Here is a 25,856-nt window from a genome sequence, read left to right as displayed (position 1 = left end):
AACGCCGACCGCTGACTATCGCCCGGCGCATGAACTTCTCCAGCGCCCGGCCTCACCCCGGGAGTGAGGCCGAGGCGGTTACCAACTGGTGTCGACGGGCTTGCCCTCGGTGTACCCGGCGGCGGTCTGGAGCCCGACCACGGCACGCTCGTGGAACTCGGGGAGGGTCGCGGCGCCGACGTACGTGCAGGAGCTGCGGATGCCGGAGACGATCGAGTCCAGCAGGTCCTCCACGCTCGGGCGTTCCGGGTCGAGGTACATCCGGGCGGTCGAGATGCCCTCCTCGAAGATGCTCTTCCGGGCCCGCTGGAAGGGCGAGTCCTCGGCGGTCCGGGACCGGACCGCGCGGGCCGAAGCCATCCCGAAGCTCTCCTTGTAGATCCGTCCCTGGCTGTCCCGGTGCGGGTCGCCGGGCGACTCGTACGTACCGGCGAACCAGGACCCGATCATCACACTCGACGCCCCCGCGGCGAGAGCCAACGCGACGTCCCGCGGATGCCGTACGCCGCCGTCCGCCCACACGTGCTTGCCGAGCTCCCGCGCCCGGGTCGCGCATTCGAGGACCGCGGAGAACTGTGGCCGGCCGACTGCGGTCTGCATCCGCGTCGTACACATCGCGCCGGGACCGACGCCGACCTTCACGATGTCCGCGCCGGCGTTCACGAGATCGGTGACGCCCTCGGCGGTGACGACGTTGCCGGCCACGATCGGCACCTGCGGGCCGAGGGCGCGGACGCGTTCGACCACCTCGAGCATCCGCTCCTGGTGACCGTGCGCGGTGTCGATGACCAGTACGTCGATGCCGACGTCGAGCAACGCCTTGGCCTTCTGCTCGGCGTCCCCGTTGATCCCGATCGCGGCCGCCACGCGGAGCTTGCCGTTCGCGTCCAGGGCGGGGTCGTAGAGCGTCGCGCGGAGCGCGCGCTGGCGGGTGAGGATCCCGACGATCTCCCCGCTCGCGTCCACGACGGGCGCGAGCCGGTGCCGGCCGTCGTGGAGCTGGTTGAACGCGGCTTCTGGGTCGATCCCCTGCGGCACCGTCAGCAGCTCGCGCGACATGATCGCGTCCAGCTGGGTGAACCGATCGGCACCGGCACAGTCCGCCTCAGTCACGACGCCGACCGGCTTCCCGTGGTCGACGACGACCACCGCGCCGTGGTTCCGTTTCGGCAGCAGGTTCAGCGCCTCACCGACGGTGCCCGTCGGCGGCAGCGTCAGCGCCGTGTCGTGCACCGGGTCCCGTTGCTTGATCCAGGCAACCACCTCGGCCACCACGTCCACCGGGATGTCCTGCGGAATCACCGCCAACCCGCCGCACCGCGCGATCGTCTCCGCCATCCGCCGCCCCGACACGGCGGTCATGTTCGCCGCGACCACCGGAATCGACGCCCCGGTCCCGTCACTGGTCGACAGATCCACATCCAGCCGCGACGTCACCCGCGACCGATTAGGCACCAGGAACACATCACTGAACGTCAGGTCCCCGTCCGGCTCCCGATCCAGATGAAACCGCATGACAGACCCCTTCCGCCCGAGTACAAACCAACCCAGCCTGTCACGCGTATCCACGGAATGAAAGGACAACGGTGCGTACTACGGGCGCCCAGCCGGGACCGTCAGCGGTCGAGGACCTTGCCGTGGTGCCCTGGGGCGTCAGTCCGGCGGGTGCCGAACCGAAACATCGCCAACGGGCGTGAGGTCGCCAACGGCACCTGCCCCGGGAACGCGTGTGCGATGGCGCGGTTCCCGTCGAGCTCGGCCTGACGCTGGGCCTGGTTCTGTTTGAGGCTGGGCCTGCGATCACCGAAAGCATCGAGGCCCGGCTGACGGTCGTGAAGGTTCCGTCGGAGCCGCGCGCACGTGTGCTCGTAGATGTTGCCGGCGCCCTGACGCGGCTTGACAGCCAGCAACTCCCGCCGAGGTACGCCGCCCGGCTCCGCAGGCGGCATCTCCCGAAACACCAGCCGATAGTCCGCCTTCGCCTGCGGATCAGACTGCAGATAAGCAGTAACGCAGTCCCGCAGATCCCCTTTACCGGACTCGTACCCGAGTGCGTGGTGACCGTCCGTGGTCCCGTTGGCCAGGTCGCTGATCTGTGTCAGCAACTGTCGGTGCAGGTGACCTGCCGGGCCCCGCGGATCCTTCTCCGCAGCGACCGCAAGACGCCTGAGGTCGACCGCGAACTCCTTGCCGACGACAATCTCGTACCGCGGTCCGTCCTCGGTCACGGCGAGCTGTCCTCAGGCCCTCTGCCCTCGGCCTTCTCGCGCTCCTCTTGGCGAATCTCCTCCAGCACCTGCTGCGTGTAGGGGCCCATCATCTCCGCCAGTTCGTCGACGGTCATGGGGCGGCTCTCCGGCAGCGGCTCGGACGCGTAGACCCGGCGGGTCGGATCGTCGATCGTCCCGGGCGGAGGCTCGTCGTCCCCACGCAACTGCCGGTACTGCGAGGTGGACATGAGGACTGCCTCCGGCTCGCCGTCGTCGCCCCATACAACCGGTACGAACGACGCGGCCCGGATCGCCTCCACCATCGACACGAGCTCCGCAGCCACCGTCTCCACCGCGACCACCCCGGAACGACGCTCGAACTTCGACTCGCCCTCCAGGTCCTCGAACTGGTCATAGGTCAGCAGCACCGCCTCCGGCACCCCACCGTCACCGAAGCTGAACGGCATGGTCCGCCCACGCCGGAACCGAGTCAGTACCCCTGGGACGTCCCGCCGTACGTCATCCACCGAACGAATCCCAGAACCATCAGTAGCCACCCCTCGACTCTACGACGCCACGACCGTCCCGTCCGCACTTATCCACAGCCCCCGCACCGGTGCCGAGTTGCCCGGGCCGGCGCGGCGGGAGCTGCTGGCCATCAAGTCGCGTCGCGGGTGGAACAACATCTACGCGCAGGTCTGCGCCCGTCTGCACCGCCCTCCGAACCATCGGCAGCCAGGGCCCGACCGGTACGACGGCTGGACGCTGCAAGGTGACTCGGCGGTCGTTGTGCCTTTGGCTGCTGGTCAGGTGGACCAGCGGTGGTAGAGGTAGGTCTCCAGGGCGGCGATGGTTGTGTAGAAGGTTTGGGTGTGGCGGGCTACTTGGGGGTCCAGCCAGTTCCAGTTGGCGGAGTGGCCGTAGGCGGCTACTGCGTCGGCGAGGGTGAAGAGAGCTAGGGCTGTGATGAGTCGGGCGGGGCGGGGGTGGTCGTGGAGGGCGGTGGAGAGGATGCCGCGGCTGGCTATGTGGGAGGTCATGGCGATCGAGCGTTCGAGTAGGACGAACTGGTCGACGACCAGGGAGTGTTGGCGGGCGGTGCGCCATTGGTCGAGGGTTTGCTGGTCGGCGGGGTGGGCGATTCCGAGGGCCAGGACGTAGAGGGCCTCGACGCTGCCTACCCCTGAGCCGAAGGCAACTACCTGCGCGCGGGTTGCGGGACGGCGTACGGCGAACGCGAGGGCGGTGCAGGCCAGCTCGGCGACCGCTGAGATCGCACCGCGTCGGACAGCACGGACGAGCAGCGATCGCGGCTCATCCGCACGGATCCCCGCCATCGCACCACTGTCCGCCGGCCCGCGGCTGCCTGTCGGCGCACCTTCCGCCGGCATGCGGCCACCCGTCGGCGCACCTTCCGCCGGCGTGCGGCTGCCCGTCGGCGCACCTTTTGTCGGCGCGCGGTTCCCCGGCGGCGTTCGACCGGCGGGCGATGCGACTCGTTTGAGGACGGAGGCGAGCACCCAGCTTGCGGCTCCGGTGACGGGCCAGGTGAGGGGGACGCTGCGCGACTTGGCCACGGCGACAGGCACGGTCGCGAGCGCAGCGATCCCCAGCGTGCCGATCGCTCCGGAGGTCGTCTCAGAGATCTTGTACGAAGGAACCGTCACTCCTCGTCTGCCGGTGCGGCGCGGAAGCGCTCCTCCTCGGCGGGTACCACCTCGATCTCGGGGAGCGTCGACTCCTCGACGAGGACCACGGTGTTGACGGCGACCGAGACCGCCGGCTGCGTGCCCTTCGTGACCACCCTGACCGCGGGCTTGGTCCCTTTGGTGATGATGCTGACCAACGGCTTCGTCAACGGGAACGCGAGCTGGTCGTCGCCCAGTACTTCGGGTTGCTCGAACCGCCGGCTCGCCCGGATGGCCTCGACCTGCTGACCGTCGAGATCGTAACCGGCGTCGTTGAGCGCCTGCACCGGGTCGCTGTCCATCGCCTCGGCGAACGACGGCTCGGTGAGCACCCGCTCCAGCAGCATCGCGAACTGCTGCTCGCTCTCTGATACCGGGATGTACCTGTCCGGCATGGCTCCTCCCTACGGCTTCACGGCACCGGCCCGATCACAGCGGCAGGTGTCGTAGTGGCCGGCGCGCGCCGTCCGCGCGCCGTTCCTTTCCGGTGTTCCGGTCCCGCGCGTACGCCACGGTGCGCAGATTGGGCAGCGCGTGGCTCGTGCCCCTGACCAGGTCCTCCGGGAAGTACAGACTGATCGGCTCCGGATGTCCGTACTCGATCATCACGCGTTCGGGGTTCCGCGCCCGCGACAGATACATCAACGCCCGCACCTGCCGGCTCACGTCCCAGATCTCCTCCGGCGTCAGCCGCACCCCGCTGCGGAAGAGGTACAGGTTGCGGAAGAACCCGAACTCGTCGTACATCACTTCGCTGACGTCCAGGCGGTCACGCTGTTCCTGCCAGAGCCGCGATCCCGGAATCTGGCAGTACCACTGGAGCAGCAGCCGGACGCCGTACGTCGCGTAGAGTTTCGCGGCGAACGCGATGGTACGGCGTACTTCGGTCACGGTTTCCCAGGGCAGTCCGAGAATGAACGAGAAATCCGCTCGGTCCGCGATTCCGTTGACCATCAGTTTCTGCGCCGCACGTTCCAGGATATCGGTGGTCGTCCCTTTCCCGATCCGCTCCAGACCTTCGTCGTACCCGCATTCCGCGCCGACCAGGAACTGCCCGGTGAACTCGGCGATCGACTCGACGTACCCGGGGAACAGCAGGTCCGTGGCGCGCGAGTCGTACACCAGGCTGGGCGTCATCCCGCGGCGCCGGATCGACTCGGCGATGCGGACCGCCCGCCGCGGATTCATCGAGAACTCGTCGTCGATGATGTGCACGAAACCGGTGTTCGTCCGGCCGGTGTACTCCGACACCGCCTCGAGACGGTCGACGAAGGCCTCGGGTTCGATACTGCGGTAGCTGCGGCGGTACGACGTACTGCAGAACGAGCAGTCGAACGCGCACCCCCGGGACGACTCGATCGAGAGCCCCTGGAACAGACCGGGCCGCAGCTGGTTGTAATCCGGCAACGGAGCCGCGGCGAGATCCTCGGCCGAGAGCTGCCGGGCGACCGGGTTTCGCACCAGTTCGCCGGACTCCGACACCCAGCTCAGATTCGCGACGCCCGCCAGATCTCCGTTGTCCTGTACGGCGTTCGCGAGCTCGACGATCGCCCGTTCGCCCTCGCCGCGGACCACATACTGCACCGGGAAGGTCCGCAACAGATACTCGTCGAACATCGTCGGATGGATGCCACCGAGGACGATCGGAACATCCGGCCGCGCGGCGCGGATCTGCCCGATCACCGACAGGGCGGTCGGCCAGGACATCGAGGTCGCCCCGATGCCGACGAGCCCCGCTTCGGCCACCAGCCGCAGGTACGTGTCGATCCGGTCCGACCCGTCCGAGATCAGGTCGACGAGCGTCGCATCGTGCCCGTGCGCGTGCAGCACCGCCTGCAGCAGGTACATCCCGTACGCCGGGCATTCGCGCACCGCGTCCATCGCAATCGGTCTCGGATCGCCGCCGAAATCGTCCATGATCGGCGGCGAAATCAACACAACCTTCATCGCGCCCCCATTTCACCCGGCGACGAAGAATCAATTAAGTGATTGAGATGTGCGGCCCCCAGAAATACAAACCAAAATCCAGCGTGCGCTTCGGCGTCAGCACGTGTCAAGCACGCCGGAACGCAGACCGGCTCCCCCGCGCACGGGGGAGCCGGTTTCCTGCGGTTTCCGGATCAGCGCAGGTCGAAGCGGTCCAGCTCCATGACCTTGTGCCAGGCGGCGACGAAGTCGGTGACGAACTTCTGCTTCGCGTCGTCGCTGGCGTAGACCTCGGCGACGGCGCGGAGCTCGGAGTTCGAGCCGAAGACCAGGTCGGCCCGGGTGCCGGTCCACTTGGTCTCGCCGTTGACGGTCGCCTCGAACGTCTCCTGGCTGTCGTCGACCGCGTGCCACTCGGTGCCGAGGTCCAGCAGGTTGACGAAGAAGTCGTTCGTCAGCGTGCCCGGGTTCTCGGTCAGCACGCCGTACTTCGACCCGTCGTAGTTCGCACCGAGAACTCGCAGACCGCCGACGAGGACCGTCAGCTCCGGCGCGCTCAGGGTGAGCAGGTTCGCGCGGTCCAGCAGCAGGTACTCCGCCGGGAGGCGGTTGCCCTTGCCGTAGTAGTTGCGGAACCCGTCGGCGACCGGCTCGAGCGCGGCGAACGAGTCCGCGTCGGTCTGCTCGGCCGACGCGTCCACCCGGCCCGGCGTGAACGGTACGACGACGTCGTACCCGGCGTTCTTCGCGGCGATCTCCACACCGACACCGCCGGCGAGGACGATCAGGTCAGCCAGCGAGACCGGCTTCCCGAACGACTGCTGGATGCCTTCGAGCGTCCGCAGTACCTGCGCCAGCTCGTCGGGGTTGTTGACCTCCCAGCCGCTCTGCGGCTGCAGGCGGATCCGCGCACCGTTGGCGCCACCACGCTTGTCGCTGCCGCGGAACGTCGAGGCCGACGCCCACGCGGTCGAGACCAGCTGCGCCACCGTCAGGCCGGACGCCGCGATGGCCGCCTTGAGCGCGGTCACGTCGGCGTCGCCGATCAGCTCGTGGTCGACGGCCGGCAGCGGGTCCTGCCAGATCAGCACCTCGCTCGGGACCTCGGGGCCGAGGTACCGGACGACCGGGCCCATGTCGCGGTGCGTCAGCTTGAACCACGCCCGGGCGAACGCGTCCGCGAACTCGTCCGGGTTGTCCTTGAACCGGCGCGAGATCGGCTCGTAGATCGGGTCGAAGCGCAGCGCCAGGTCCGTGGTCAGCATGGTCGGCTTCTGCTTTTTGTTCGGGTCGAACGCGTTCGGGATGATCTCCTCGGCGTCCTTCGCGACCCACTGGTTCGCACCGGCCGGGCTCTTCGTCAGCTCCCACTCGTAGCCGAACAGGATGTTGAAGAAGTCGTTGCCCCACTTGGCCGGCGTCGTCGTCCAGGTGACCTCGAGGCCGCTGGTGATCGCGTCCGGACCGGCACCGGTGTTGTACGTGTTCCGCCAGCCGAGACCCTGCTGGTCGATCGGAGCACCCTCGGGCTCGGCACCGACGTACTTCTCCGGGTCGGCCGCGCCGTGTGTCTTGCCGAACGTGTGGCCGCCGGCGATCAGCGCGACGGTCTCCTCGTCGTTCATCGCCATCCGGCCGAAGGTCTCGCGAATGTCGCGGGCGGAGGCGATCGGGTCCGGGTTGCCGTTCGGGCCTTCCGGGTTCACGTAGATGAGCCCCATCTGGACCGCGCCGAGCGGCTTCTCCAGTTCGCGGTCACCGGTGTAGCGCTCGTCGCCCAGCCAGGTGGTCTCCGGACCCCAGTAGACGTCGTCCTCGGGCTCCCAGACGTCCGCGCGGCCACCGGCGTACCCGAAGGTCTTGAAACCCATCGTCTCGAGTGCGACGTTGCCGGTCAGAATCAGCAGGTCGGCCCAGGAGATCTTCTGGCCGTACTTCTTCTTCACCGGCCACAGCAGACGGCGCGCCTTGTCCAGGTTGGCGTTGTCGGGCCAGCTGTTCAGCGGCGCGAACCGCTGCTGACCCGCGCCCGCGCCACCGCGGCCGTCGCTGATCCGGTAGGTACCGGCGCTGTGCCAGGCCATCCGGATCATCAGCGGGCCGTAGTTCCCGAAGTCGGCCGGCCACCAGTCCTGCGACGTGGTCAGCACCTCGGCGATGTCGGCCTTCACCGCGGCCAGGTCGAGGCTCTGGAACGCGGCGGCGTAGTCGAACTCCTCGCCGAGCGGGTTCGCCACCGCGGGGTTCTTGGCCAGGATCTTCAGGTTCAGCTGGTTCGGCCACCAGGCGCGGTTCGCGTTCCCGGTGGTCGGGTGCACGCCCTGACCGTGGGCGACGGGGCAGCCTTGGCCCTTGCCCTCCTCGGCGCCGCGGCTCTCCTCGGTGCCTTCACCGGGCAGTGGCTCATGGATCTCGGACATCAGATTCCTTCCAGGAATGGACTTTCGGACGGAAGATCAGGTACGGCCTGAGCAGTCGGCGCACAGTCCCCAATAGATGACCTCGGCCTCGTCGATGACGAACCCGTGGTCCTCGGAAGCGGTCAGGCAGGGCGCATGCCCGACCGCACAGTCGACGTCGGCGATGGCACCGCACGACCTGCAGACCGCGTGGTGGTGGTTGTCCCCCACCCGCGACTCGTAGCGGGCCACCGACCCCAGCGGCTGGATCCGTCGCACCAGCCGCGCTGCCGTCAAGGTGTGCAGCGAGTCGTACACCGCCTGGTGGGAGACCTCCGGCAAGTCGTTGCGCACGGCCCCGATGATCGAGTCCGTGTCCGCGTGCGGGTGATCGTGGACCGCGGCCAGCACCGCCACCCGCGGCCGGGTCACCCGCAACGAAGCCCCACGCAACAGATCCTGGAGCTCATCCACCGTCGGCACGTTCCGCAGTCTTCCGCCTTTTCTGGAATGAGTCAAGATTAGGCTCAGATTGAGACAGCGCGTGTCGCGCCCGTCAGGGCTGGATGTTCTCCAGGTCCTCCAGCAGGCCGGGGTGCCGCGGCGTCCAGTTCAGCGCCTGCCGCGTCTGCGCGCTCGACGACGGCTGGTCGGTCGCGAAGATCGGCCCCAACGGACCGAAGGTTTCCGGGGCAACGGACTCGACCGGAAGACCCAACCGCCTCCCGATGACCGCCGCGATGTCCCGTACGGCGTCCCCCTCGTCGGCGACCGCATGCCACGCGGTCCCGGCCGGCGCATTCTCCAGAACCAACCGGAAGAGCACAGCCGCATCGAGCGCATGCACAGCCGGCCACCGCTGCGTACCGTCGCCCGGATAGCCGGAAACACCAGTCTGGCGCGCGATCTGAGTCAGCAGCCCGGCAAATCCGCCATCACCTTGGTTGTGAACCGTGCGCGGCATCCGTACGGCGGCACTCCGCACACCGCGCGACGCCAGGCCCAGCGTCGCCATGACGGACCGGCCGCGACCGCCTACAGGACCGTCGAGCGGCAGGGGGTCGGCCTCCGTAGACAGTCGGCCGGGCACCCACGGCGTACCCGACACCGTGACGAGCGGACGGCCGCTGTCAACCAGCTCCTCCCCGAGCGCGGCGAGCGCCGCAGTCTCCTCGGCAACCCCGGCCGCGAGCGCTTCCGGGCTGCTGAAGTCGTTGCTGAAGGCAAGATGAATCACGCCGTCAGCCTTGGCGGCGCCGGCGCGCACGGCATCCAGGTCGGCCAGGCTTCCGCGGACGGCCACGGCACCGGCCTCGCGCAGCGCCGCCTCGGACGAGTCGGATCGCGCCAGCGCGAGCACGTCGTGGCCGTTGTCGAGCAACTCACGGACGACGGCGGAGCCGATCAGTCCGGTACCGCCGGTGATGAAGACCCGCATGGGACACTCCTCGATGTGATGGGACCTTTATCCCATCACCGTAGCACCCTGATGGGACAAAGGTCCCATCGCTAGAATGGTGCCATGGCGCGATGGGAACCCGGTGCACGCGATCGACTGGTCGTGGCCGCGGTCGACCTGTTCGCCGAGCAGGGCTACGACGCCACGACGGTCGCCGAGATCGCCGACCGCGCCGGCGTCACGAAGAGCACGTTCTTCCGCTACTTCCCGGACAAGCGCGAGCTGCTGGTGGCCGGCCAGGAGACCTTGTGCCGGCTCCTCGTCGACGGCATCACCGAAGCCCCCGACGCTGCCAGCCCACTCGAGGCAGTAGCCGCCGGTCTCGACCGCGCCTCGACCGCCATGGGCCCGATGAACCGCGAACTCGGCCCCCGCCTCAAGGCCGCCATCGCCGCGAGCACCGAACTCCAGGAGCGTGACGCACTGAAGAGCGTCGGCCTGGCCAATGCCATGACCGACGCTCTCCTGTCCCGCGGCGTCGCGGCCCCGCTCGCTCATCTAGCCGCCGAACTCGGCCTCCTGGCCTTCAAGAACGGCTACACCGCCTGGATGTCACTGGAACACGACGAACTCGGCCTGGCCCCCCACATCCACGCCGCCCTAGAGGAGCTCCGCGCAGCAACCGCATCCCTCACCTGACCATCAGGCCGACCTCTGGCGCTCAGCGGCGGAACCTCTCGGCGAACTCGGTGACCGTCGTTGGCCGGATCTCCGGGTAGCGATCGTTGTCGAGCGGAGCGAGCTTCGCCTTCCCGCTGACCATCGCCCAGACGTACTGCAGGGCGACGTACTCGGTCGGACTGCTCGCGATCGACTTGCGACGCCGGATCTCGCCGGCCAGATCGTCGACACTGCCGAGCTGACGAGGCTCGAGGCGACGGCCCGAGCCTCGCTCCAGCGCAGCGTGGAACGCCTTCATCGTGAGCACGTCGCCTGCCAGCCGCACCGGTCGACCCGCAGATTCCGGATCGAGGGCGACGGCAGCGGTGTACGCCGCCGTGTCCGCGACTGTGGTGAAGTCGCAGGGCTGTTCACCGTCGCCCCAGTAGCTGAACGTCCCGTTGTCCCAGTCGACGATCTCGAGGAACGATGCGGTCATCACCTCGGCAAACGCTCCGTTGAGGACCGACGTGATCCGAACTGGGCTGCCCCCGAAGGCCTCGTGCGCTCTCCGGCGGTGGTCCAGGAAGACATTGTCACCGTCGTCCAGGCGGAAGAGGTCAACCGCGAAGTCCGACGGGATCACCCGCGGTACTCCCGCCTTCTCGGCGGCGCGGAGCAGCGCGACCTGTCCGTCGACGATGACGTCGTCGCCACCTTGCAGCGCCGAGATGACGACATCGGCCCCTTCCATCGCTGTCGCGAGACGAACCGACAGAGACCCTTCGATGACGTTCGCACCGTCGTCGGTCAACGCCTGACTCGCTGTGGACCCGGTCCGGACCAGTGCGCGGACCTCTGCGCCACGACGTACCAGGCTCCTGACGACCTCCCGGCCCAGCATGCCCGTCGCCCCCGCAACAAATACTGATGTCATTGCCGTTCTCCTTCGAGGTGGAATACCGGCAGCGACGCTATGGCTTGAAACCAGTTACAAGGTCAAGCACGAAGGCGGACGCAGATGCGCATCGGAGAACTCGCACAGCACACCGGAGTCGACCAACAACTCCTCCGCTACTACGAGAAGCAAGGTCTCCTCCACCCCGACCGGGCCCCCAACGGCTACCGCATCTACTCCGAGTCCGACGTCAACGCCGTACACCGAATCCGCACACTCCTGGCCGCCGGCCTCACCACAGCAGCCATCGCCGCCATCGGCGACTGCGTCCGCGACAACCCACCCACCCCCGCCTGCGACGGCGTCCTGACCCGCCTCCACACAGCCCGCACCAGGCTCGACCACTCCATCACCCGGCTGCAGTCCGCCCACCAATCCCTAACCACCCTCATCAACCGCCGCCCCACCCCCTAGCCACCCGAGCACCCGCCCCAAGCCAACCGAAGCAACGGCCCGCACCCAACCACAACAGCCGAGCGAAGCGAAGGCCCCCGCCCCAAACCGCGGCCGGGCTTCAACGTGACGACGATCGTCACGGTGCTACGGAAGCACCGGGTGAGAGTCAGGGACGTGCACGGTCACCATCGGTAGCGCGGCCGGCCCCAATGGTTACGATGTGGCACACCATGACCACGTGTTTGACCGTCGCCACCCTGAACGTGCGTGGGCTTCCGCTGACGGGCACCCGTATCGCCGAGCGGCTCGCCGCGATCGCGGCCGAGTTCGATGCCGGCGACATCGGTCTGGTCTGCCTGCAGGAGGTGTTGGCCTACCACCAACTGGCACACCTCCGGAAACGGATGCCGTCCTTCTCACACGTCGCCTATCGGCCCTCGGTGATCGGCCCGGCGGGCGGCTTGGTCACGTTGTCACGGCTGCGACTGGCCGACACGACGTATGCACGCCTTCCGTGGTCGTCGCGTCACTCAGGAATACCCGCTCGCGCGCGATTCAATGCCCTCCACAGCGGGATGCTCACCGTTCGGCTGGCCGACATCCCCGTCCGCGTGCTCAACATCCACCCGACCGCCAACACCGACGGCGACTGGTCTGCACAGAATCGGTTCCATGACCTGCAACGCGAGCAGTTCCTGGCGCTGGCGCGGGCGGTCACGGCCGGCAACTCACCGGCGGTCGTGTGCGGAGATTTCAACGTCACCCAGACGAGCACGCTGCACCGCGAGCTTGAGCAGCGCTCCGGCCTGCGCGACGCCTTCGACGGCCAGTGCCCACCGACTTTCCACTCCGACTACCTTGCACCAGGCAACAACCCACACTGCATCGACTTCATCCTCGTCGCTGAGACGATCGGCGTGGAAGAAACCGACCTTCTGTTCACAGACAAGCGCGTCCTACCCAGCGGCCCGGCCCACCTCTCAGACCACATCGGCCTGCTGGCCCGCCTCCGCCTCCCTGACTAGCGGCCAACACCCCGGCCATCGCGAATGCTGGTCGGGTTCATCTGACCCAACGGTCCCGAACGTGTGCAGCAACGTTCGCGGATCGATGGTCTCGAGCTGCTTGCCGAGCAGGTCCGCAGTTCGCCGCCGGAAGCGGGCGCTTGACACCGGGAACATCAGCTTCTGGTGCGTCAGGTAGGACTTCTTGTTGGCCAGGCGAAAGGCGGCGACGGTGTCGAGCTTGATCGGCAGCTCGGCGTTCCGCGCGGATGCGGCGTACGACTTGACCTGAGCAAGCCGCTCACGCGGCACCAGCAGGTCCACGTCCGGGACCGCGGCGCCCAACCCAAGCAGTCAGACAACCGCGGCGAGCAACCACGGAGCCGAGCGAAGCGAAGGCGCGGGGGGTGCGGGTGGCGGAGCCCCCGCTCGCGGCAAGCGGAGCGCAGCCGCACGAAATGACGAAGGCGACCCGGTCCGCGCTTTCCGCGGACACGAGTCGCCTATCGGCTTCGTGGAGCTGAGGGGATTCGAACCCCTGGCCTCTTCGTTGCGAACGAAGCGCGCTACCAACTGCGCCACAGCCCCGAGTCTGTCGCTCGGTTTCCCTTGCGACCGGGAGACTCTAACACGCCGAGCCCCGCAGACTAAAACCGGATATCAGTCACCGACGGCGCGCTTCACCTCGGGCTCTTCGGCGGGCTTGGGTACGACGGTCTCGGCGACGGCGGACTTGTCGGCGGGGTCCGTCGTACGGGCGCTGGAGAAGACGGCGTCGTCGGTGAGCGAGATGGTTCGCACGGTCCGGTCGGGCGCCTTTTCCTTGAGCACGTAGGTGGGCAGCGTGACAGGCACCGGGTCCCACAGTCCTTCGGCAGCCGGCTTCTCTTCCTTGACCGGAGCAGGCGCCGGCGCAGGCTCGGCGGGGAGCTTGACCTCGATGGTCATCTCCTCGTCGGGCGACGGCATGGGCTTGCCGGCCGGCCCGCGGTCGTGCCGCGCCTGGGCCCGCGCTCGCCGTTCGGCAGCCGCCACGGCACGTTCGCGCGCCTGCCGCCGCAGCTGCACGCGGGTGAGTACGACGAACCCGAGGATCAGCGCGCCGGGTACGGCGACTGTCCACCACGGCAGCATCGCGAGTCCGGCGAGCGCCACGACGGACAGCAGGGAGAGGCTCAGGATCGACAGCACCCGCCGACGGCGCATGGCGGCCACCCGGCGGGCTCGGTTGGGGATGTAGCGCGCGGGTGGCGAGGGGTCGTCGGCGGCGACCGCGCCAGGCGGGCGGACGACGTACCGGGGACGCGACGGGTCACGGGACAGGACGCGCGCTTCGGCCGATGACGGCACCACCGGGGTCCGCCGCGCTTCGTCGCCTCGCTTCAGCCACATCGGGACGAGGTAGGCAGCCCAGGCGGCGACGATCGCCACGTAGATCAGCCCTGTCGTCCCCATGCGACGACGCTAAGGCGCGGCGGGGGCCAGATGAGGTACGTGGGACGGTGTGTCGCAAGAAGACTCGTGTGACTGATGTGAATAGCACGCACCGTAGTCAGGTGAGTCGGGAAACGAGACCGGGCCCGACCTCTTCGACATTGAGCGCGAAGATGCGGTGGTCGCGCCAGTCGCCGTCGATGTGCAGGAACCGTGGCCGTTCGCCTTCGTACCGGAAGCCGAGTTTCTCGACGACCCGCAGACTTGCCTTGTTCTCGGGGCGAATGGCCACTTCGATCCGGTGCAGGCCGAGGGTGAACCAGCAGTGGTCGGCGGCCATCGCGACGGCGGTGGGGACGATGCCGCGGCCGGCGTACTGCTCGTCGACCCAGTAGCCGAGGTTGGCCCAGCGGGCCGAGCCGTAGGTGATGCCGGACACGGTGAGCTGTCCGACGAGGGGCCATTTGGCGCGTGGCCCGGCGCCGGCCGCACCGCCGTACGTGATGACGAACGGCAGCATCCGTCCGTACCGCGCTTGGCGGTTCCAGTCGCGTGCCATGGCGCGGAAGGTGCGCGCACCGTCTTCGGCACCGGGTGGCTGGGTCGCGTCCCAGGGCCGCAGCCAGCTGACGTTGCGTTGGCGCGCTGCGGCCCATTCGCTGCCGTCACCGGCGCGCAGTGGCCGCAGGCCGACCTGCCCGTGCTGCAGCTCCACCGGCCAGCGGACGATCGCCATCAGTCGACGTCCGTCCGCACGTGGTCGCCACCGTGTACCTGCTCGACCGCATGTCTCAACAGTGGCTCCAGTACGGCGAGGCCGTCTTTCACACCGCCACGCGATCCGGGCAGGTTGACGATGACCGTAGTACCGGCGATTCCGGCGAGTCCACGCGACAGTGCGGCCGTTGGTACGCCGTTGGCGACGCCATAAGCCCTGATGGCTTCAGCGATCCCCGGCACCACTTTCGTCAGCACTGCGGCCGTCTGCTCGGGCGTCTCGTCGGTGGGCGAGATCCCCGTACCACCTGTGGTCAGCACCACGTCGTACGACGCCTCGACCGCGGACCGCAGCGCGGCCCCCACTGGCGCACCGTCCGGGACCACCTCCGGCCCGGACACGTCAAAACCCCAGTCCGCCAACCGTGAAGCGATCAGCGGACCTGTGGTGTCGGAGTAGACCCCAGCGGCTGCCCGGTTGGACACGCTGACGACGAGAGCTCTCACGGTCGCTCCCAGTGCCCGGTCTTGCCGCCTTCTTTCAGCTCGACCTGTACATCGGTCAGCGCGGCGGCCGGGTCCAGAGCCTTCACCATGTCGATCACGGCGAGCCCTGCGACCGCTACTGCGGTCAGCGCCTCCATTTCGACACCGGTCCGGTCCGTTGTCTTCACCTGGGCGCGGATCAGCACGGCGTCGTCGGCAACTTCCAGATCGACCTTGGCACCGGTGATCGCGATCGGATGGCACAGCGGAACCAGGTCCGGCGTCCGCTTCGCCCCCATGATCCCGGCGATCCGTGCGACGCCGAGCGCGTCACCTTTCGGTACGCCGTCGCCGCGCAGTGCGGTCACCACCTCGGCGGACACCAGAACCTTGCCGCTGGCAACTGCCCGGCGGACGGTGGTGTCCTTGGCGGACACGTCCACCATCCGCGCGGCCCCGGTCTCGTCGACGTGGGTCAACCCCGCAGGGGGCTCGGTCATCCGGTCTCCTCGTCCGAGGGTGTCCGCGGAACCATCAGGCACCCTCCAACAGCATCAGCTCGACCTGATCGCCGGCCCGGACCGCTGTCACGTCCTCGGGCACCACGATCAGCGCGTTCGCCCGGCTCAACCCGCCCAGCAGGTGTGAGCCGTGCCCGCCGACTGTACTGGCCATCCAGCCCTCGTCGCCGCTGCTGGCCGCAGCGCGGACGAACTGCCGCCGGCCCGGAGGCGAGCTGAACCCGTCCAGCGTCACGCCGGGGACCAGTGCCCGCCGGTACGGCATCTGCCCCATCATCTTGCGCAGCGCCGGCCGCACGAACACCTCGAAGGAGATGTACGCCGACACCGGGTTGCCGGGCAGCGTGAAGATCGGTACGGCGTCCTCACCGATCACACCGAACCCCTGCGGCTTGCCCGGCTGCATCGAGACCTGGGGGAAGTCCACTGTGCCGAGTTTGGACAGCTCCTCCTTCACCACGTCGTACGCGCCCATGCTGACGCCACCTGTGGTGATGACCAGGTCGGCACGCACCAACTGGTCGGAGAGGGTGTCCATGATCCGTTTGGGGTCGTCGTCGACGATTCCGACCCGGTACACCACCGCGCCGGCGTCGCGCGCACAGGCGGCCAGCGTGTAGCTGTTCGAGTCGTAGATCTGCCCCTCGCCCAGCCGGCTGCCCGGCTCCCGCAGCTCCGCCCCGGTCGAGATCACCACGACGCGCGGTCGCGGGCGGGACTTCACCCGCGCCCGGCCGACAGCAGCCAGTACGGCGATCTGCCGCGGGCCCAGCACGGTGCCGCTGTCCAGCACCTTCGAACCGGCGGTCAGGTCCTCGCCGGCGTGGCGCACCGAGCCACCGACCGGCGGCTGCTGGGTGATGCGCACGTTCACGGTCCCGCCGTCGGTCCACTCGACCGGTACGACGCTGTCCGCGCCCCGTGGCATCGGTGCGCCGGTCATGATCCGTACACACGTCCCACGGGTCACCACGATCGGTTCGCTGCGACCGGCCCGGAACTCGCCGACCACGGGTAGCGCGATCGGGTTCTCGTCCGAGGCACCGGCCAGGTCGGCCGCCTGGACGGCGTACCCGTCCATGGCCGAGTTGTCGAACCCCGGCAGGCTGACCCCCGAGACGATGTCCTCGCAGAGCACCTGCCCCACCGCGTCCATCAACGGCTGGTCGAACGCGGGCAACGCGGTCACCCGGCCGAGTACGACCTCCAGATGCTCATCCACACTCCGTCTCACGAGCCCGACCCTAATCCGTACCGGAGGACCGGAGGTAGTTGGCGCGTCGGCCGGCCTGCTACCCGTTGATCGGTACGCCCTCGGGGTGGTTCCCCCACACCATCCGGACGTCCGGAGCGCGTTCCTCGTTCGCCGCTCCGTCGGTACGGCGTACCTCACGGAAGCCGTGCGCCCGGTAGAAGGACTGGGCGCGGGTGTTGATCTGGAACGTCCACAGGGCGAGTCCGCCGGGCCGAAGGTCCTTGGCGAGGTCCACGAGGGTGGAGCCGATGCCCTGGCCGGCCACCTGCGGGTCGACGTACAGCTGGTCGAGGTCGTCGCCGTCCAGGGTGAGCACCGCGACGATCCGGCCGTCGTCGACAGCCACCCAGGTCTGGGCGTCCGGCAGCAGCACGTCCGCGAACCACGTCGCGACCTGCGCGGCGGTGTGGATCGCCGGCGGCAACTGCGCCCCCTCCGCGTGCCGGGAGCGCCACCACACCGCGGCCGCCTCGTCCGTGTCGTACGGCTCCAGCGGCCTGATCAACAGCTCGTCCACCGCAGTCCCCCAGGTATCAGCTCAGGTCAGGTCGGCTCAGCTCAGTTCGGTGCCGTCCGGGATCACCCGGCGCTCGCCGTCCGGCGCGGTCACCTCGACGTCGCCGACCACCACCACGTCCTTGCCGAAGGCAACGTCACCGCGGACCGCGAGCCGGTCGGCCCGGACCAGCGACGGCGGGCCGGCGGCGAACCGGGCGTCGAAGTCGGCGAGGATCTTGAAGTACTCCGGGTCCAGGTCGACGTACGGCTCGTCACCCTCGTGCGTCGTGGTCAGGTCGCCGGCCTCGTCCAGCTCGTAGACGTCCGAACGGAGCACCAGCAGGTCGTTCGTGGTCTTCACCGGCTTGAACCGGCTGCGGTCGACGACCACCGCCTGCGAGCCGTCGAAGGTCTCGATCGCGGTGCCCATCCCGGTCTCCAGCTGGATCACCTTCGGCGACGAGGGGTCGGCCGGGTCGACCGTCTTGCGGTTCACCATGATCGGCAGCCCGAGCACGCCGTCGTGCCCGGACATCAGCTCGTCGAGCCGGTCCAGGTCGATCCACAGGTTGTTGGTGTTGAACATCTTGTGCCGGGTGATGTCCTGGAAGTACTGCGTGTCCTCGTCCGCGACCTGGGCGCTGTCCCGCAGGATCAGCCGGCCGTCGGACTTCCGCACCGCGACATGCCCGCCCTTCCGGTCCGAGCGCGTCCGCCGGCAGACCTCCATCCCGAACGGTACGTCGTGTTCGGCCATCCACGCGGCGATCCGGGGGTCCGGCGTCGCGCCGAGGTTGTCCGCGTTCGAGATGAACGCGTGCCGGAAACCGTGCTCGCGGAGCGCGTCCAGGGTGCCGGAGGCAACCAGCGCGGTGAACAGGTCGCCGTGACCGGGCGGGCACCAGGCCAGCTCCGGGTCGGGCTCCCACTCGGCCGGGGTCAGGTCGTCGGCGAGCAGCTTCGGTTCCATGTTCTGCTGGAAGTCGAGCGGCAGTCCGTCGATCGCGAGGCCGTCGTACTCGCCGAGGATCTGCAGCGACTCGGTCTTGGTCCGGAACGAGTTCATCAGCACCAGCGGCAGCGGTACGTCGTACTTGCGCCGGGTGCTGAGAATCTGCCGGGCGATGATGTCGAGGAAACTCAGCCCGTCCTTCACCGGCAGCGCGGACTTCGGGCCGGTGACGCCCATCGACGTACCGAGGCCGCCGTTGAGCTTGATCACCGCGGTCTCGGCCAGCGCGGCCCGGAGCGCGTCCGGGTCGGTGTCCAGGTGGTCCAGGTGGGGCAGATCGCCGACCGGTTCGATGTCGGCCTCGCGGATCTTCCCCTGCTGGCCCGACTCGAGCAACCGGTAGTAGTGCGTGAAGACGCGAATGGCGACGTCGGCAGCACCGGCGGCACGCATCTTCTCCTGCGCTTGTCTGAGACCCACCTCACTCATGCACCAACCCTAGGGGACAGTCGGTAATCCCAGTGTTGCCCGCGTCACGCTCCTACGATGCGGATGTGTTCGAAACGAAGGCCGCGGCGCGGCAGCACTTCCTGGAGGCGCGAGGGCAGCGGACCCGCGCGGAGGGACTGCTGGCGAGCGCCCAACAGGCGTTGCCGGACGTGTACCGGGTCGCTGTGTACGTGTCGAGGGCCCCGGAGCCGCAGACCGGCGCGCTGATCGACTGGCTGCTCGCGACACGCCGTGAAGTCCTGCTGCCGATCCTGTACGCCGACAACGACCTCGGCTGGGGTGTCGCGCCCGGTGCGGCCGATCTGGTGCCCGGCCGGCTCGGTCTGTCCGAGCCGCCGACCGATCTGGGCCCCGACGCGATCGCCGGCGCCGATCTGGTGATCTGCCCGGCCGTGGCCGTCGCCCGCGACGGAGTCCGCCTGGGCCGCGGCGGCGGCTCGTACGACCGGGCCCTGGCCCGCACCAGGCCCGGTACGCCGATCTGGGCCGCCGTGTACGACACCGAGGTCGTCGACGCGCTCCCGTCCGACGCGCACGACCACCCGGTCGACGCCGCGTTGACGCCACATCGCTTGATCACGCTGCGAAGATCGGGAGATGACTGAGACCGCGGTCCAAGCCGCAGCCACAGCCGCACGCACCCTCGGCCTGACTGTCACCGACCCCACGGTGCTCTACACCGCGTTCTCGACGGTGGTGCACCTGAAGCCGACCTCAGTGGTCGCCCGGGTGCCGATGAACCTGCCGGACGGCCTCAAGGAGCCGGAACCAGCAGGCCGCCGTCAACAGCGCGAACTGGACGTCGTCGCCTGGCTGGCCGAGCAGGGGTTCCCGGTGGTGCCGCCGAGCCCACTGGTGCCCCGCGAGCCGGTGTCCCAGGACGGGCTGTCGATGACGTTCTGGACGTACGTCGAGGTCGACCAGGCCGCCGAGCCCGACTACTACGGCGCGACCACCCGCGTACCGGAGCTGCACGCGCAACTCGCGAAGTACCCAGGTGAGCTGCCCTGGATGACCCCTCTGCGTCTGATCGGACCGGGGCTCGCCGCAACCGAGGCCGTGCCCGGTCTGCTCGAGCAGGAGGACCTGGAGCGGGCGCGCGCCGAGTGGCGGGTGCTGGAGCCGGTGCTGACCAGCCGCAGCGGCTTCGAGACGGCGTTCCCCTCCGCGACCATCCAGCCACTGCACGGCGACGCACCGTCGTGGAACCTGATCACCACCGTCGACGGCCCGCTGTGGGCCGACTTCGAGGACGTCGGAATCGGACCGATCGAATGGGACGTCGCCGGCTTCGGCCCCGACCTGTGCAAGGCGTACGACGAGGGCGCCCGGGCTCGTGGTCTCCCGACGCTGGACCCGCGGATCCAGCAGGTGATGGACCTGGTCCGCGCACTGCAGGTCCTCGTGTGTACCCCACTGGTGCCGCAGATGCCCCCACTGGCCGACGGGATCCGCATGTTCGCCACCCAGTGGCGCGCAATGCCGTTCGCTGGTGGACTGAACTGATGCTGCGCGAGTACGTCGACAACGGGGCGATGCCCGGACTCATCAGCCTGGTGAGTCGTGGTGACGAAACCCGGATCGAGGTGCACGGCAGAACGGAGTACGACGGTCCGGAACTGCAGCGGAACAGTCTGTTCCGGATCTCGTCACTGACCAAGCCGATCGTCGCCGCCGCGACCATGCTCCTCGTCGACGAGCTGCGACTGTCCATGGACGCGCCGGTGGCCGACGTACTGCCGGAGCTCGCGCATCCAGTCGTACTGCGGGATCCGGACGGACCGATCGACGACACCGTCCCGGCGGAGCGGCCGATCACCGTGCGGGACCTCCTCACGTTCCGGCTCGGGCTGGGTGAGTCGGACAACCCCGCGCTGCGGCAGCGGGAGGCCGAGCTGGAGGTGCACACGTTCGGTCCGCCGGTACCGCGGACTCCACTGGAGCCGGACGAGTGGATCAAGCGCCTCGCGACGCTGCCGCTGCAGTACCAACCTGGTGAGCGGTGGCTCTACTCGACCGGTTCACACGTGCTCGGCGTACTGCTCCCACGGGTGACCGGGCAGCCGCTGGAGGAGTTCCTCCGCGAGCGGATCTTCGAGCCGTTGGGGATGCACGACACCGGGTTCACCGCGGTGGATCCCGCCAGGCTGACCACGGCGTACGTCGGGGACGACGTACTGGACCCGGCCGCGGAGAGCCAGTGGCTGACGCCGCCGTCGTTCCCGGACGCGAGTGGTGGGTTGATCTCGACGATCGACGACTATCACGCGTTCACGCGGATGCTGCTGACCGGCGATCTGCTGTCACCCGCGGCCGTCGCTGAGATGACGAGCGACCAGCTGACGCCGAAGCAGCGAGCGGCGGCCGCCGACTTCCTCGGCCCTGATACCGGATGGGGTTACGGGATGTCCGTCGGCGGCGGCCGGTACGGCTGGGCGGGCGGACTCGGCTCGCTCTGGTCCACCACGCCCGCGGACGGGACGATCTCGATCCTGCTGACCCCGCGGGCGCTCTGGACCTGGCCGGAAGAACTCTTCGCCGAGGCCGGCGCGCCCGCGTGGTGACCAGCTAGCTGCCGGGCTTCGTGAAGGTCAGCGAGTGCTTGCGGGTCGCCTCGACCGCGCCCTTGGTGTACGCCCACTGGAGCGTCTGGCCCTTGACCCACAGGTCGGTCTGGTCGGTGTAGTTCGACGAGAACGCGTGACCTGACACGCCGGTCAGGTTCACCCAGCGGGACTGGTCGAAGTCGGACAGGTCGACGACCATCCGCATCGACGGAGTCGAGGTCACCTGGTACCCCTCGGAGGCGTCCCAGGAGGTCGCGTCGACGATCGACGTGCCGCCGCCGAGCTCGTACGGGCCGCGGTTGAAGATCTTCTCGACCACGCCGACGCCGGACGTACCCAGGGTCTGGTTGGTCAGCGTGAGCTTGTGCAGGCGGCCCCACTGCCAGTTGGACGGCTCACGCGCCATCTTCTGCGTGATCTCGGTCCGGGCGTTGACCAGCGCCTCGCGCAGGATGTCGTCGCGGCTCTCCCGCTGCGGCGTACGGATGTTGTCCCACCAGCCGCTGTTCGGCTGGCCGAGCAGGTTGTGGATCACCTCGAACCAGCGTGACCCACCGTCCGGCCAGGTGCCTTCGGGGAGCTGGTCGTGGAACGTCAGCGCGAGCAGGTTGCGCCAGACCACGTTGAAGTACGCCGCGGCCGCGGAGTCCGCCGGCTGGGTGAAGTCCCAGTTCCGCAGGGTGTCCTGACCTTGCTTGTCGAACGCGTCGTCGATGCTGATCTGCAGCAGGTACGGCACCACCATCTCGGCGGCCTTGTTCTTGGTGTCCAGCTGGATCGACGCCATCGCGTTCGCGTCCAGCTTCCCGGCGTCCTTGATCCGGTCCAGGATCTGCTGCGAGCGGTAGCCGTAGTCCCACGAGTTCGTCAGGTAGTACGTGTAGGTGTTCGGCACCACGGCCTGGTTGGCGGTGACGATGATCCCGCTCGGTGGATCGAACTCGTTCGGCAACGCGTCGAACGGGATGTAGCCCTTCCAGTTGTACTTCGGGTCCCACCCGGGCACCGGCCAGTCGCCACGACCGGTGGCCCGGATCGGGATCAGTCCGGGCGACTGGTAGCCGATGTGGCCTTCGGTGTCGGCGTACACGAGGTTCTGCGAAGGCACCTGGAACTGCGCGGCGGCGGCCCGGAACTGGGTCCAGTCCTGGGCGGTGTTGATCGCGAACAGCGCGTCGGCGGTGCGTCCTGGGTTCAGCGCGGTCCACTGCAGCGCCACGCCGTACGCCTTCGGGTACTTCGCCTGCGCCGCGGCCTGCTCGCCGACCTTCTTCTCGTCCTCGCCGACGTCCGAGATCAGCGGACCGTGCCGGGTCTCGCGGACGGTGATCTTCACCGGGTCGTCCTGGCCGGCGATCTTGAACGTCTCCTCGCGCGTGGTCATCGCGCGCCACTTGTTGTTGTAGAGGACGTTGTTGCCGTCGATCCGCTCCAGGTACAGGTCCTGGACGTCGGGGTCGAGGTTGGTGAAGCCCCAGGAGATCGCGTTGTTGTGACCGATCACCACGCCGGGCAGGCCGGAGAAGCTGAAGCCGGAGACGTCGAACGGACAGGTCTTGCCGACGTTGTTGCAGTGCAGACCGACCTGCGTCCAGATGCCCGGCATGGTGGCGCCCAGGTGCGGGTCGTTGGCCAGCAGCGGTTTGCCGGTGGTGGTGTGGTCACCCGAGACGACCCAGGAGTTCGAGCCGACGCCGTCACCCTGTCCGAGCAGCTGCGGCAGGCCCTTGGCGACCTTCTGCACCGAGTCCAGCGACCCGAGCAGGTCCTTCGTGAGCATGCTCCGGCGGACCTCGGTGCTGACCGGCGTGGTGGTGAACTTGCCGTTCTTGCCGATCGAGCCGGACTCCATGATCGGCTGGTTCCGCTCGTACGGGTACTGCGGGTAGAGGCTCTCGATGTTGCGTGCCGGGAACGCCGACAGCAGCTTGGTCCGGGTGATCTCCTCGTCCAGGTTGCCGCCGAGGTCCCACGCCATCGCCTTCAGCCAGGCCAGCGAGTCCGCCGCGGTCCAGGGCTCCGGGGTGTAGTTCTTCGGGCCACCGGGCTGCAGTGAGAGGATGCCGTACTCCAGGCTGAGCCCGGAGCCGCTGTGCTTCGACAGGTACGCGTTGACGCCGCGGGCGTAGTCGTCGAGGTACTCCCGGGTGGTCGGGCTGAGCAGCGGCAGCTCCTGCTCCGCGACCCGCCGCCAGCCGAGCGTCCGGACGAACTTGTCGGTCTCCAGCGCCGTCTTGCCGAACAGCTCGGTCAGCCGGCCGGAGGTGACGTGCCGCCGGAAGTCCATCTCGAAGAACCGGTCCTGCGCGTGCACGTAGCCTTGCGCGGCGAACAGGTCGGCCGGGGAGTCGGCGTAGATCTGCGGGATGCCGTTGGCGTCCCGGACGACGCTGACGTCGGCGTCCAGACCGTCGAGTTCGATCGTCCCGTCGTACGTCGGGAACGAGTGGCGGACGACGAAGACAACGGTTCCCGCGATCACCACGAGAAGCGTGATGAGGGCGATTCCGCTGTAGATGAGAGCTCGAAGCAGGCGACGCACGGACCCAACCGTAGAGAATCCCCCCGCCCTCCCCAAATGGAGTCCCTCACAACTTTGCGTTGCTCTGCGTTCCCTCGACATGGACGCACAGTTGAGGTATGAGGCAGTCCCCGTTTCCGCGCTGGACCGGATCCGCTGCAACGGCTACGACGACTTCGGGAACACCGTCGTTCCGCGGGTGTCCGAGGGCGGTGAGCCACTGCGCTGCTGCCTCACGGTCGCCGGCGCGGGCGAGCGCATCGCGCTGGTCGCGCACCGCCCGATGACCGCCGGCGGACCGTACGCCGAGGTCGGGCCGGTGTTCGTCCACCTGTCCGCCTGCCCGGCGCCGGCCGCCGGCAGCTTCCCGATCGACTACCGGGACCGGCGTGCGGTTCTCCGCCCGTACACCGCGGACGGTCAGATGCTGGACGGCGTCGTCGCGGATCCTGGGACGAGCGAAATCGAGCTCAAACGACTGTTCGAGGATCCTGCGGTGGACAGCGTCCAGGTGCGGAACGTGGTGGCCGGCTGCTGGAACTTCACAGTGCGGCGACAGGGCTGAGTTGGAATACTTCGGGCCGCTGGCGCATTATTAGCAGTCGGGTAGTAGGAGTGCCAGCGGCTTGAAGGGAACCGACCGTGCCGACGTACCAGTACCAGTGCACCGACTGTGGCGAAGCGCTCGAGGTGCGCCAGAGCTTCACGGACGACGCGCTGACCGTGTGCCCCAACTGCCAGGGCAACCTGCGCAAGGTCTTCAACGCCGTGGGCGTCGTGTTCAAGGGATCCGGGTTCTACCGGACCGACAGCCGATCCTCCGGCAAGAGCTCGGTGCCGGCGAAGTCCGAGTCCTCCTCGGGCTCGTCCAGCTCGTCCTCGAACGGGTCGGGCTCGTCGTCCGGCAGCTCGTCGTCCGGTTCTTCGTCGTCGGGGTCCTCCTCGTCGTCCGGCTCGTCCTCGAGCGGCTCGTCGTCCTCGGGCACCAGCGCCGCCTGAACCACCGCGCCTGTGGATAACTGACGAGAGGGTGCCGGCGAAACTCGTACCTTCTCCGGCATGAAAATCCACTCCGCACTTCGTGACCTGATTCGCGCCGCCCGGTGGCACCGTCGGCTCCTCGCCGGCGTCGCCGCCGCGGCCGCCGTGTACTTCGGCCTTCTGGCGCTCTCCCCCGCACCGCCACCGACGGTCGCGGTGCTCGCGGCTGCCCGCGACCTGACCGGCGGCGCCGTGCCCACGCGCGACGACCTCCGCACCGTCGACCTACCACCCGGCGTGGTGCCGACCGGCGCGCTCAAACCAGGCGCCGACCTCGGCGCTCGCGTGTTGAGCGGCCCGGTCAGATCTGGGGAACCACTCACCGACGCCAGATTCCTGGCTCCACCGGCCGTGCCTCGCGGCTTGCTCGCCTATCCGTTCCGCATCGACGACGCCGACATCAGCGCGCTCCTCCGCGTCGGCGACAAGCTGAACGTGTACGCCGCGACGAGCACGACCGCGGACGCCGCGGTCCTACTCGCCGAAGCTGTCCCGGTGATTACCCTCCCGGCTCCGAGCTCGGCGACCTCCGGCGCGCTGATCGTGATCGCAACCACACCCGAGATCGCGGGCAGACTGGCCCAGGCCGGTACGAGCGCTCGACTCACCGTGGCCCTGACCCACGACACCAGCTGATCACTGAGCGGACTGGTCAGAGCGCGAAGCGTTCCCTGACCGGCGCGGTACCTCGCTCTCGCGGCTCCGCGGCCCTAG

General features: G+C 68.6%; 28 protein-coding genes and 1 tRNA gene. 9 read left to right on the top strand and 20 right to left on the bottom strand.

The window, feature by feature from the left end:
* Positions 1 to 78: 78 nt before the first annotated feature.
* The 9 genes from ACFYRH_RS26925 to ACFYRH_RS26885 form a co-directional block, all read right to left on the bottom strand.
* Positions 79 to 1,515 carry a GuaB1 family IMP dehydrogenase-related protein gene (locus ACFYRH_RS26925; RefSeq protein WP_387780973.1) on the bottom strand — a complete coding sequence of 479 codons (1,437 nt, stop codon included), beginning with the start codon at positions 1,513 to 1,515 and terminating at the stop codon, positions 79 to 81.
* Between the two features lie 101 nt (positions 1,516 to 1,616).
* On the bottom strand, positions 1,617 to 2,228 hold the full coding sequence (locus ACFYRH_RS26920) for a hypothetical protein (RefSeq protein ID WP_387780970.1): 612 nt from the start codon (positions 2,226 to 2,228) through the stop codon (positions 1,617 to 1,619).
* Entirely contained in the window at positions 2,225 to 2,737 is a 513-nt protein-coding gene (locus ACFYRH_RS26915) for a hypothetical protein (RefSeq protein WP_387780967.1), read from the bottom strand. The genes ACFYRH_RS26920 and ACFYRH_RS26915 overlap by 4 nt, the downstream gene beginning before the upstream one ends.
* Before the next feature lie 279 nt (positions 2,738 to 3,016).
* Complete coding sequence (locus ACFYRH_RS26910; protein WP_387780964.1) at positions 3,017 to 3,547, bottom strand: hypothetical protein; 531 nt, start codon at positions 3,545 to 3,547, stop codon at positions 3,017 to 3,019.
* Between the two features lie 326 nt (positions 3,548 to 3,873).
* Positions 3,874 to 4,293, bottom strand: coding sequence for a hypothetical protein (locus tag ACFYRH_RS26905; RefSeq protein ID WP_387780961.1), 420 nt, complete (start codon positions 4,291 to 4,293; stop codon positions 3,874 to 3,876).
* Positions 4,294 to 4,327: 34 nt separating this feature from the next.
* A complete protein-coding gene (locus ACFYRH_RS26900; RefSeq protein WP_387780958.1) occupies positions 4,328 to 5,845 on the bottom strand; it encodes a B12-binding domain-containing radical SAM protein in 1,518 nt (505 codons plus the stop codon).
* A 173-nt stretch (positions 5,846 to 6,018) separates the two neighbouring features.
* A complete protein-coding gene (gene katG / locus ACFYRH_RS26895) occupies positions 6,019 to 8,244 on the bottom strand; it encodes a catalase/peroxidase HPI (RefSeq protein ID WP_387780955.1) in 2,226 nt (741 codons plus the stop codon).
* A 36-nt stretch (positions 8,245 to 8,280) separates the two neighbouring features.
* Positions 8,281 to 8,697, bottom strand: coding sequence for a Fur family transcriptional regulator (locus tag ACFYRH_RS26890; protein WP_387780952.1), 417 nt, complete (start codon positions 8,695 to 8,697; stop codon positions 8,281 to 8,283).
* Positions 8,698 to 8,779: 82 nt separating this feature from the next.
* The gene (locus ACFYRH_RS26885) at positions 8,780 to 9,661 is read right to left on the bottom strand and encodes an SDR family oxidoreductase (protein ID WP_387780949.1); all 882 of its coding nucleotides are present in this window, start codon (positions 9,659 to 9,661) and stop codon (positions 8,780 to 8,782) included.
* Between the two features lie 84 nt (positions 9,662 to 9,745).
* Here ACFYRH_RS26885 and ACFYRH_RS26880 point away from each other — a divergent pair, with 84 nt between their 5' ends.
* Positions 9,746 to 10,321 carry a TetR/AcrR family transcriptional regulator gene (locus ACFYRH_RS26880; protein ID WP_387780946.1) on the top strand — a complete coding sequence of 192 codons (576 nt, stop codon included), beginning with the start codon at positions 9,746 to 9,748 and terminating at the stop codon, positions 10,319 to 10,321.
* A gap of 22 nt (positions 10,322 to 10,343) precedes the next feature.
* Here the strand turns inward: ACFYRH_RS26880 and ACFYRH_RS26875 are convergent, their stop codons facing one another.
* Positions 10,344 to 11,219, bottom strand: a complete 876-nt coding sequence (locus tag ACFYRH_RS26875) for an NmrA family NAD(P)-binding protein (RefSeq protein ID WP_387780944.1) — start codon at positions 11,217 to 11,219, stop codon at positions 10,344 to 10,346.
* Between the two features lie 84 nt (positions 11,220 to 11,303).
* Here ACFYRH_RS26875 and ACFYRH_RS26870 point away from each other — a divergent pair, with 84 nt between their 5' ends.
* Positions 11,304 to 11,654, top strand: a complete 351-nt coding sequence (locus ACFYRH_RS26870) for a MerR family transcriptional regulator (RefSeq protein ID WP_387780941.1) — start codon at positions 11,304 to 11,306, stop codon at positions 11,652 to 11,654.
* 212 nt (positions 11,655 to 11,866) lie between these two features.
* Positions 11,867 to 12,661 (top strand): endonuclease/exonuclease/phosphatase family protein, encoded by a 795-nt coding sequence (locus tag ACFYRH_RS26865; RefSeq protein WP_387780938.1) that lies wholly within the window; start codon positions 11,867 to 11,869, stop codon positions 12,659 to 12,661.
* Here ACFYRH_RS26865 and ACFYRH_RS26860 read toward each other — a convergent pair.
* The 9 genes from ACFYRH_RS26860 to ACFYRH_RS26820 form a co-directional block, all read right to left on the bottom strand.
* The gene (locus ACFYRH_RS26860) at positions 12,617 to 12,964 is read right to left on the bottom strand and encodes a hypothetical protein (RefSeq protein WP_387780935.1); all 348 of its coding nucleotides are present in this window, start codon (positions 12,962 to 12,964) and stop codon (positions 12,617 to 12,619) included. The genes ACFYRH_RS26865 and ACFYRH_RS26860 overlap by 45 nt on opposite strands.
* A 191-nt stretch (positions 12,965 to 13,155) precedes the next feature.
* Positions 13,156 to 13,228, bottom strand: a tRNA-Ala gene (locus tag ACFYRH_RS26855).
* A gap of 72 nt (positions 13,229 to 13,300) precedes the next feature.
* Positions 13,301 to 14,095 (bottom strand): hypothetical protein, encoded by a 795-nt coding sequence (locus tag ACFYRH_RS26850; protein WP_387780933.1) that lies wholly within the window; start codon positions 14,093 to 14,095, stop codon positions 13,301 to 13,303.
* A gap of 97 nt (positions 14,096 to 14,192) precedes the next feature.
* On the bottom strand, positions 14,193 to 14,810 hold the full coding sequence (locus ACFYRH_RS26845; protein ID WP_387780930.1) for a GNAT family N-acetyltransferase: 618 nt from the start codon (positions 14,808 to 14,810) through the stop codon (positions 14,193 to 14,195).
* A complete protein-coding gene (locus ACFYRH_RS26840; RefSeq protein WP_387780927.1) occupies positions 14,810 to 15,298 on the bottom strand; it encodes a molybdenum cofactor biosynthesis protein B in 489 nt (162 codons plus the stop codon). Before ACFYRH_RS26840 ends, ACFYRH_RS26845 begins: the two co-directional genes overlap by 1 nt.
* Positions 15,295 to 15,777, bottom strand: coding sequence for a cyclic pyranopterin monophosphate synthase MoaC (moaC, locus tag ACFYRH_RS26835; RefSeq protein ID WP_387780925.1), 483 nt, complete (start codon positions 15,775 to 15,777; stop codon positions 15,295 to 15,297). The genes ACFYRH_RS26840 and moaC overlap by 4 nt, the downstream gene beginning before the upstream one ends.
* 34 nt (positions 15,778 to 15,811) lie before the next feature.
* Complete coding sequence (gene glp, locus ACFYRH_RS26830) at positions 15,812 to 17,032, bottom strand: gephyrin-like molybdotransferase Glp (RefSeq protein WP_387780922.1); 1,221 nt, start codon at positions 17,030 to 17,032, stop codon at positions 15,812 to 15,814.
* Between the two features lie 58 nt (positions 17,033 to 17,090).
* Positions 17,091 to 17,570 carry a GNAT family N-acetyltransferase gene (locus tag ACFYRH_RS26825; protein WP_387780919.1) on the bottom strand — a complete coding sequence of 160 codons (480 nt, stop codon included), beginning with the start codon at positions 17,568 to 17,570 and terminating at the stop codon, positions 17,091 to 17,093.
* 36 nt (positions 17,571 to 17,606) lie between these two features.
* A complete protein-coding gene (locus ACFYRH_RS26820) occupies positions 17,607 to 18,992 on the bottom strand; it encodes a UTP--glucose-1-phosphate uridylyltransferase (RefSeq protein WP_387780916.1) in 1,386 nt (461 codons plus the stop codon).
* Positions 18,993 to 19,057: 65 nt separating this feature from the next.
* Here ACFYRH_RS26820 and ACFYRH_RS26815 point away from each other — a divergent pair, with 65 nt between their 5' ends.
* The 3 genes from ACFYRH_RS26815 to ACFYRH_RS26805 are packed head-to-tail and all read left to right on the top strand — an operon-like array spanning position 19,058 to position 21,577.
* Entirely contained in the window at positions 19,058 to 19,618 is a 561-nt protein-coding gene (locus tag ACFYRH_RS26815; protein WP_387780913.1) for a 5-formyltetrahydrofolate cyclo-ligase, read from the top strand.
* Positions 19,611 to 20,519, top strand: coding sequence for a phosphotransferase (locus ACFYRH_RS26810; RefSeq protein ID WP_387780910.1), 909 nt, complete (start codon positions 19,611 to 19,613; stop codon positions 20,517 to 20,519). The genes ACFYRH_RS26815 and ACFYRH_RS26810 overlap by 8 nt, the downstream gene beginning before the upstream one ends.
* The gene (locus ACFYRH_RS26805; RefSeq protein ID WP_387780907.1) at positions 20,519 to 21,577 is read left to right on the top strand and encodes a serine hydrolase domain-containing protein; all 1,059 of its coding nucleotides are present in this window, start codon (positions 20,519 to 20,521) and stop codon (positions 21,575 to 21,577) included. The genes ACFYRH_RS26810 and ACFYRH_RS26805 overlap by 1 nt, the downstream gene beginning before the upstream one ends.
* Positions 21,578 to 21,581: 4 nt before the next feature.
* Here ACFYRH_RS26805 and ACFYRH_RS26800 read toward each other — a convergent pair whose 3' ends face one another.
* Positions 21,582 to 24,122 carry a penicillin acylase family protein gene (locus ACFYRH_RS26800; RefSeq protein WP_387780904.1) on the bottom strand — a complete coding sequence of 847 codons (2,541 nt, stop codon included), beginning with the start codon at positions 24,120 to 24,122 and terminating at the stop codon, positions 21,582 to 21,584.
* A gap of 91 nt (positions 24,123 to 24,213) precedes the next feature.
* On the opposite strand from ACFYRH_RS26800, the gene ACFYRH_RS26795 reads away from it, so the two are divergent.
* From ACFYRH_RS26795 to ACFYRH_RS26785, 3 genes are all read left to right on the top strand, one after another.
* Positions 24,214 to 24,666, top strand: coding sequence for a DUF1203 domain-containing protein (locus ACFYRH_RS26795; RefSeq protein ID WP_387780901.1), 453 nt, complete (start codon positions 24,214 to 24,216; stop codon positions 24,664 to 24,666).
* Between the two features lie 77 nt (positions 24,667 to 24,743).
* On the top strand, positions 24,744 to 25,100 hold the full coding sequence (locus ACFYRH_RS26790; RefSeq protein WP_387780898.1) for an FmdB family zinc ribbon protein: 357 nt from the start codon (positions 24,744 to 24,746) through the stop codon (positions 25,098 to 25,100).
* A gap of 60 nt (positions 25,101 to 25,160) precedes the next feature.
* Positions 25,161 to 25,778: a hypothetical protein gene (locus tag ACFYRH_RS26785; RefSeq protein WP_387780895.1), complete on the top strand. Its 618-nt coding sequence runs from the start codon at positions 25,161 to 25,163 to the stop codon at positions 25,776 to 25,778.
* The last annotated feature ends 78 nt before the right edge of the window (positions 25,779 to 25,856 follow it).

Origin of the sequence: Kribbella sp. NPDC004875 (genome assembly GCF_042873375.1) — a bacterium.
Classification (GTDB): domain Bacteria; phylum Actinomycetota; class Actinomycetes; order Propionibacteriales; family Kribbellaceae; genus Kribbella.
The sequence above is the reverse complement of the archived record's forward strand: the minus strand, read 5'-3'. Positions and strand labels throughout refer to the sequence as shown.

Coding starts and splice junctions, on each gene's coding strand:
- ACFYRH_RS26865 (WP_387780938.1), top strand. CDS start 11,867: ATGACCACGTGTTTGACCGTCGCCACCCTGAACGTGCGTGGGCTTCCG.
- ACFYRH_RS26845 (WP_387780930.1), bottom strand. CDS start 14,810: ATGGCGATCGTCCGCTGGCCGGTGGAGCTGCAGCACGGGCAGGTCGGC.
- ACFYRH_RS26925 (WP_387780973.1), bottom strand. CDS start 1,515: ATGCGGTTTCATCTGGATCGGGAGCCGGACGGGGACCTGACGTTCAGT.
- ACFYRH_RS26810 (WP_387780910.1), top strand. CDS start 19,611: ATGACTGAGACCGCGGTCCAAGCCGCAGCCACAGCCGCACGCACCCTC.
- moaC (WP_387780925.1), bottom strand. CDS start 15,777: ATGACCGAGCCCCCTGCGGGGTTGACCCACGTCGACGAGACCGGGGCC.
- ACFYRH_RS26870 (WP_387780941.1), top strand. CDS start 11,304: ATGCGCATCGGAGAACTCGCACAGCACACCGGAGTCGACCAACAACTC.
- ACFYRH_RS26820 (WP_387780916.1), bottom strand. CDS start 18,992: ATGAGTGAGGTGGGTCTCAGACAAGCGCAGGAGAAGATGCGTGCCGCC.
- ACFYRH_RS26880 (WP_387780946.1), top strand. CDS start 9,746: ATGGCGCGATGGGAACCCGGTGCACGCGATCGACTGGTCGTGGCCGCG.
- ACFYRH_RS26875 (WP_387780944.1), bottom strand. CDS start 11,219: ATGACATCAGTATTTGTTGCGGGGGCGACGGGCATGCTGGGCCGGGAG.
- ACFYRH_RS26805 (WP_387780907.1), top strand. CDS start 20,519: ATGCTGCGCGAGTACGTCGACAACGGGGCGATGCCCGGACTCATCAGC.
- ACFYRH_RS26885 (WP_387780949.1), bottom strand. CDS start 9,661: ATGCGGGTCTTCATCACCGGCGGTACCGGACTGATCGGCTCCGCCGTC.
- katG (WP_387780955.1), bottom strand. CDS start 8,244: ATGTCCGAGATCCATGAGCCACTGCCCGGTGAAGGCACCGAGGAGAGC.
- ACFYRH_RS26900 (WP_387780958.1), bottom strand. CDS start 5,845: ATGAAGGTTGTGTTGATTTCGCCGCCGATCATGGACGATTTCGGCGGC.
- ACFYRH_RS26910 (WP_387780964.1), bottom strand. CDS start 3,547: ATGGCGGGGATCCGTGCGGATGAGCCGCGATCGCTGCTCGTCCGTGCT.
- ACFYRH_RS26785 (WP_387780895.1), top strand. CDS start 25,161: ATGAAAATCCACTCCGCACTTCGTGACCTGATTCGCGCCGCCCGGTGG.
- ACFYRH_RS26850 (WP_387780933.1), bottom strand. CDS start 14,095: ATGGGGACGACAGGGCTGATCTACGTGGCGATCGTCGCCGCCTGGGCT.
- ACFYRH_RS26905 (WP_387780961.1), bottom strand. CDS start 4,293: ATGCCGGACAGGTACATCCCGGTATCAGAGAGCGAGCAGCAGTTCGCG.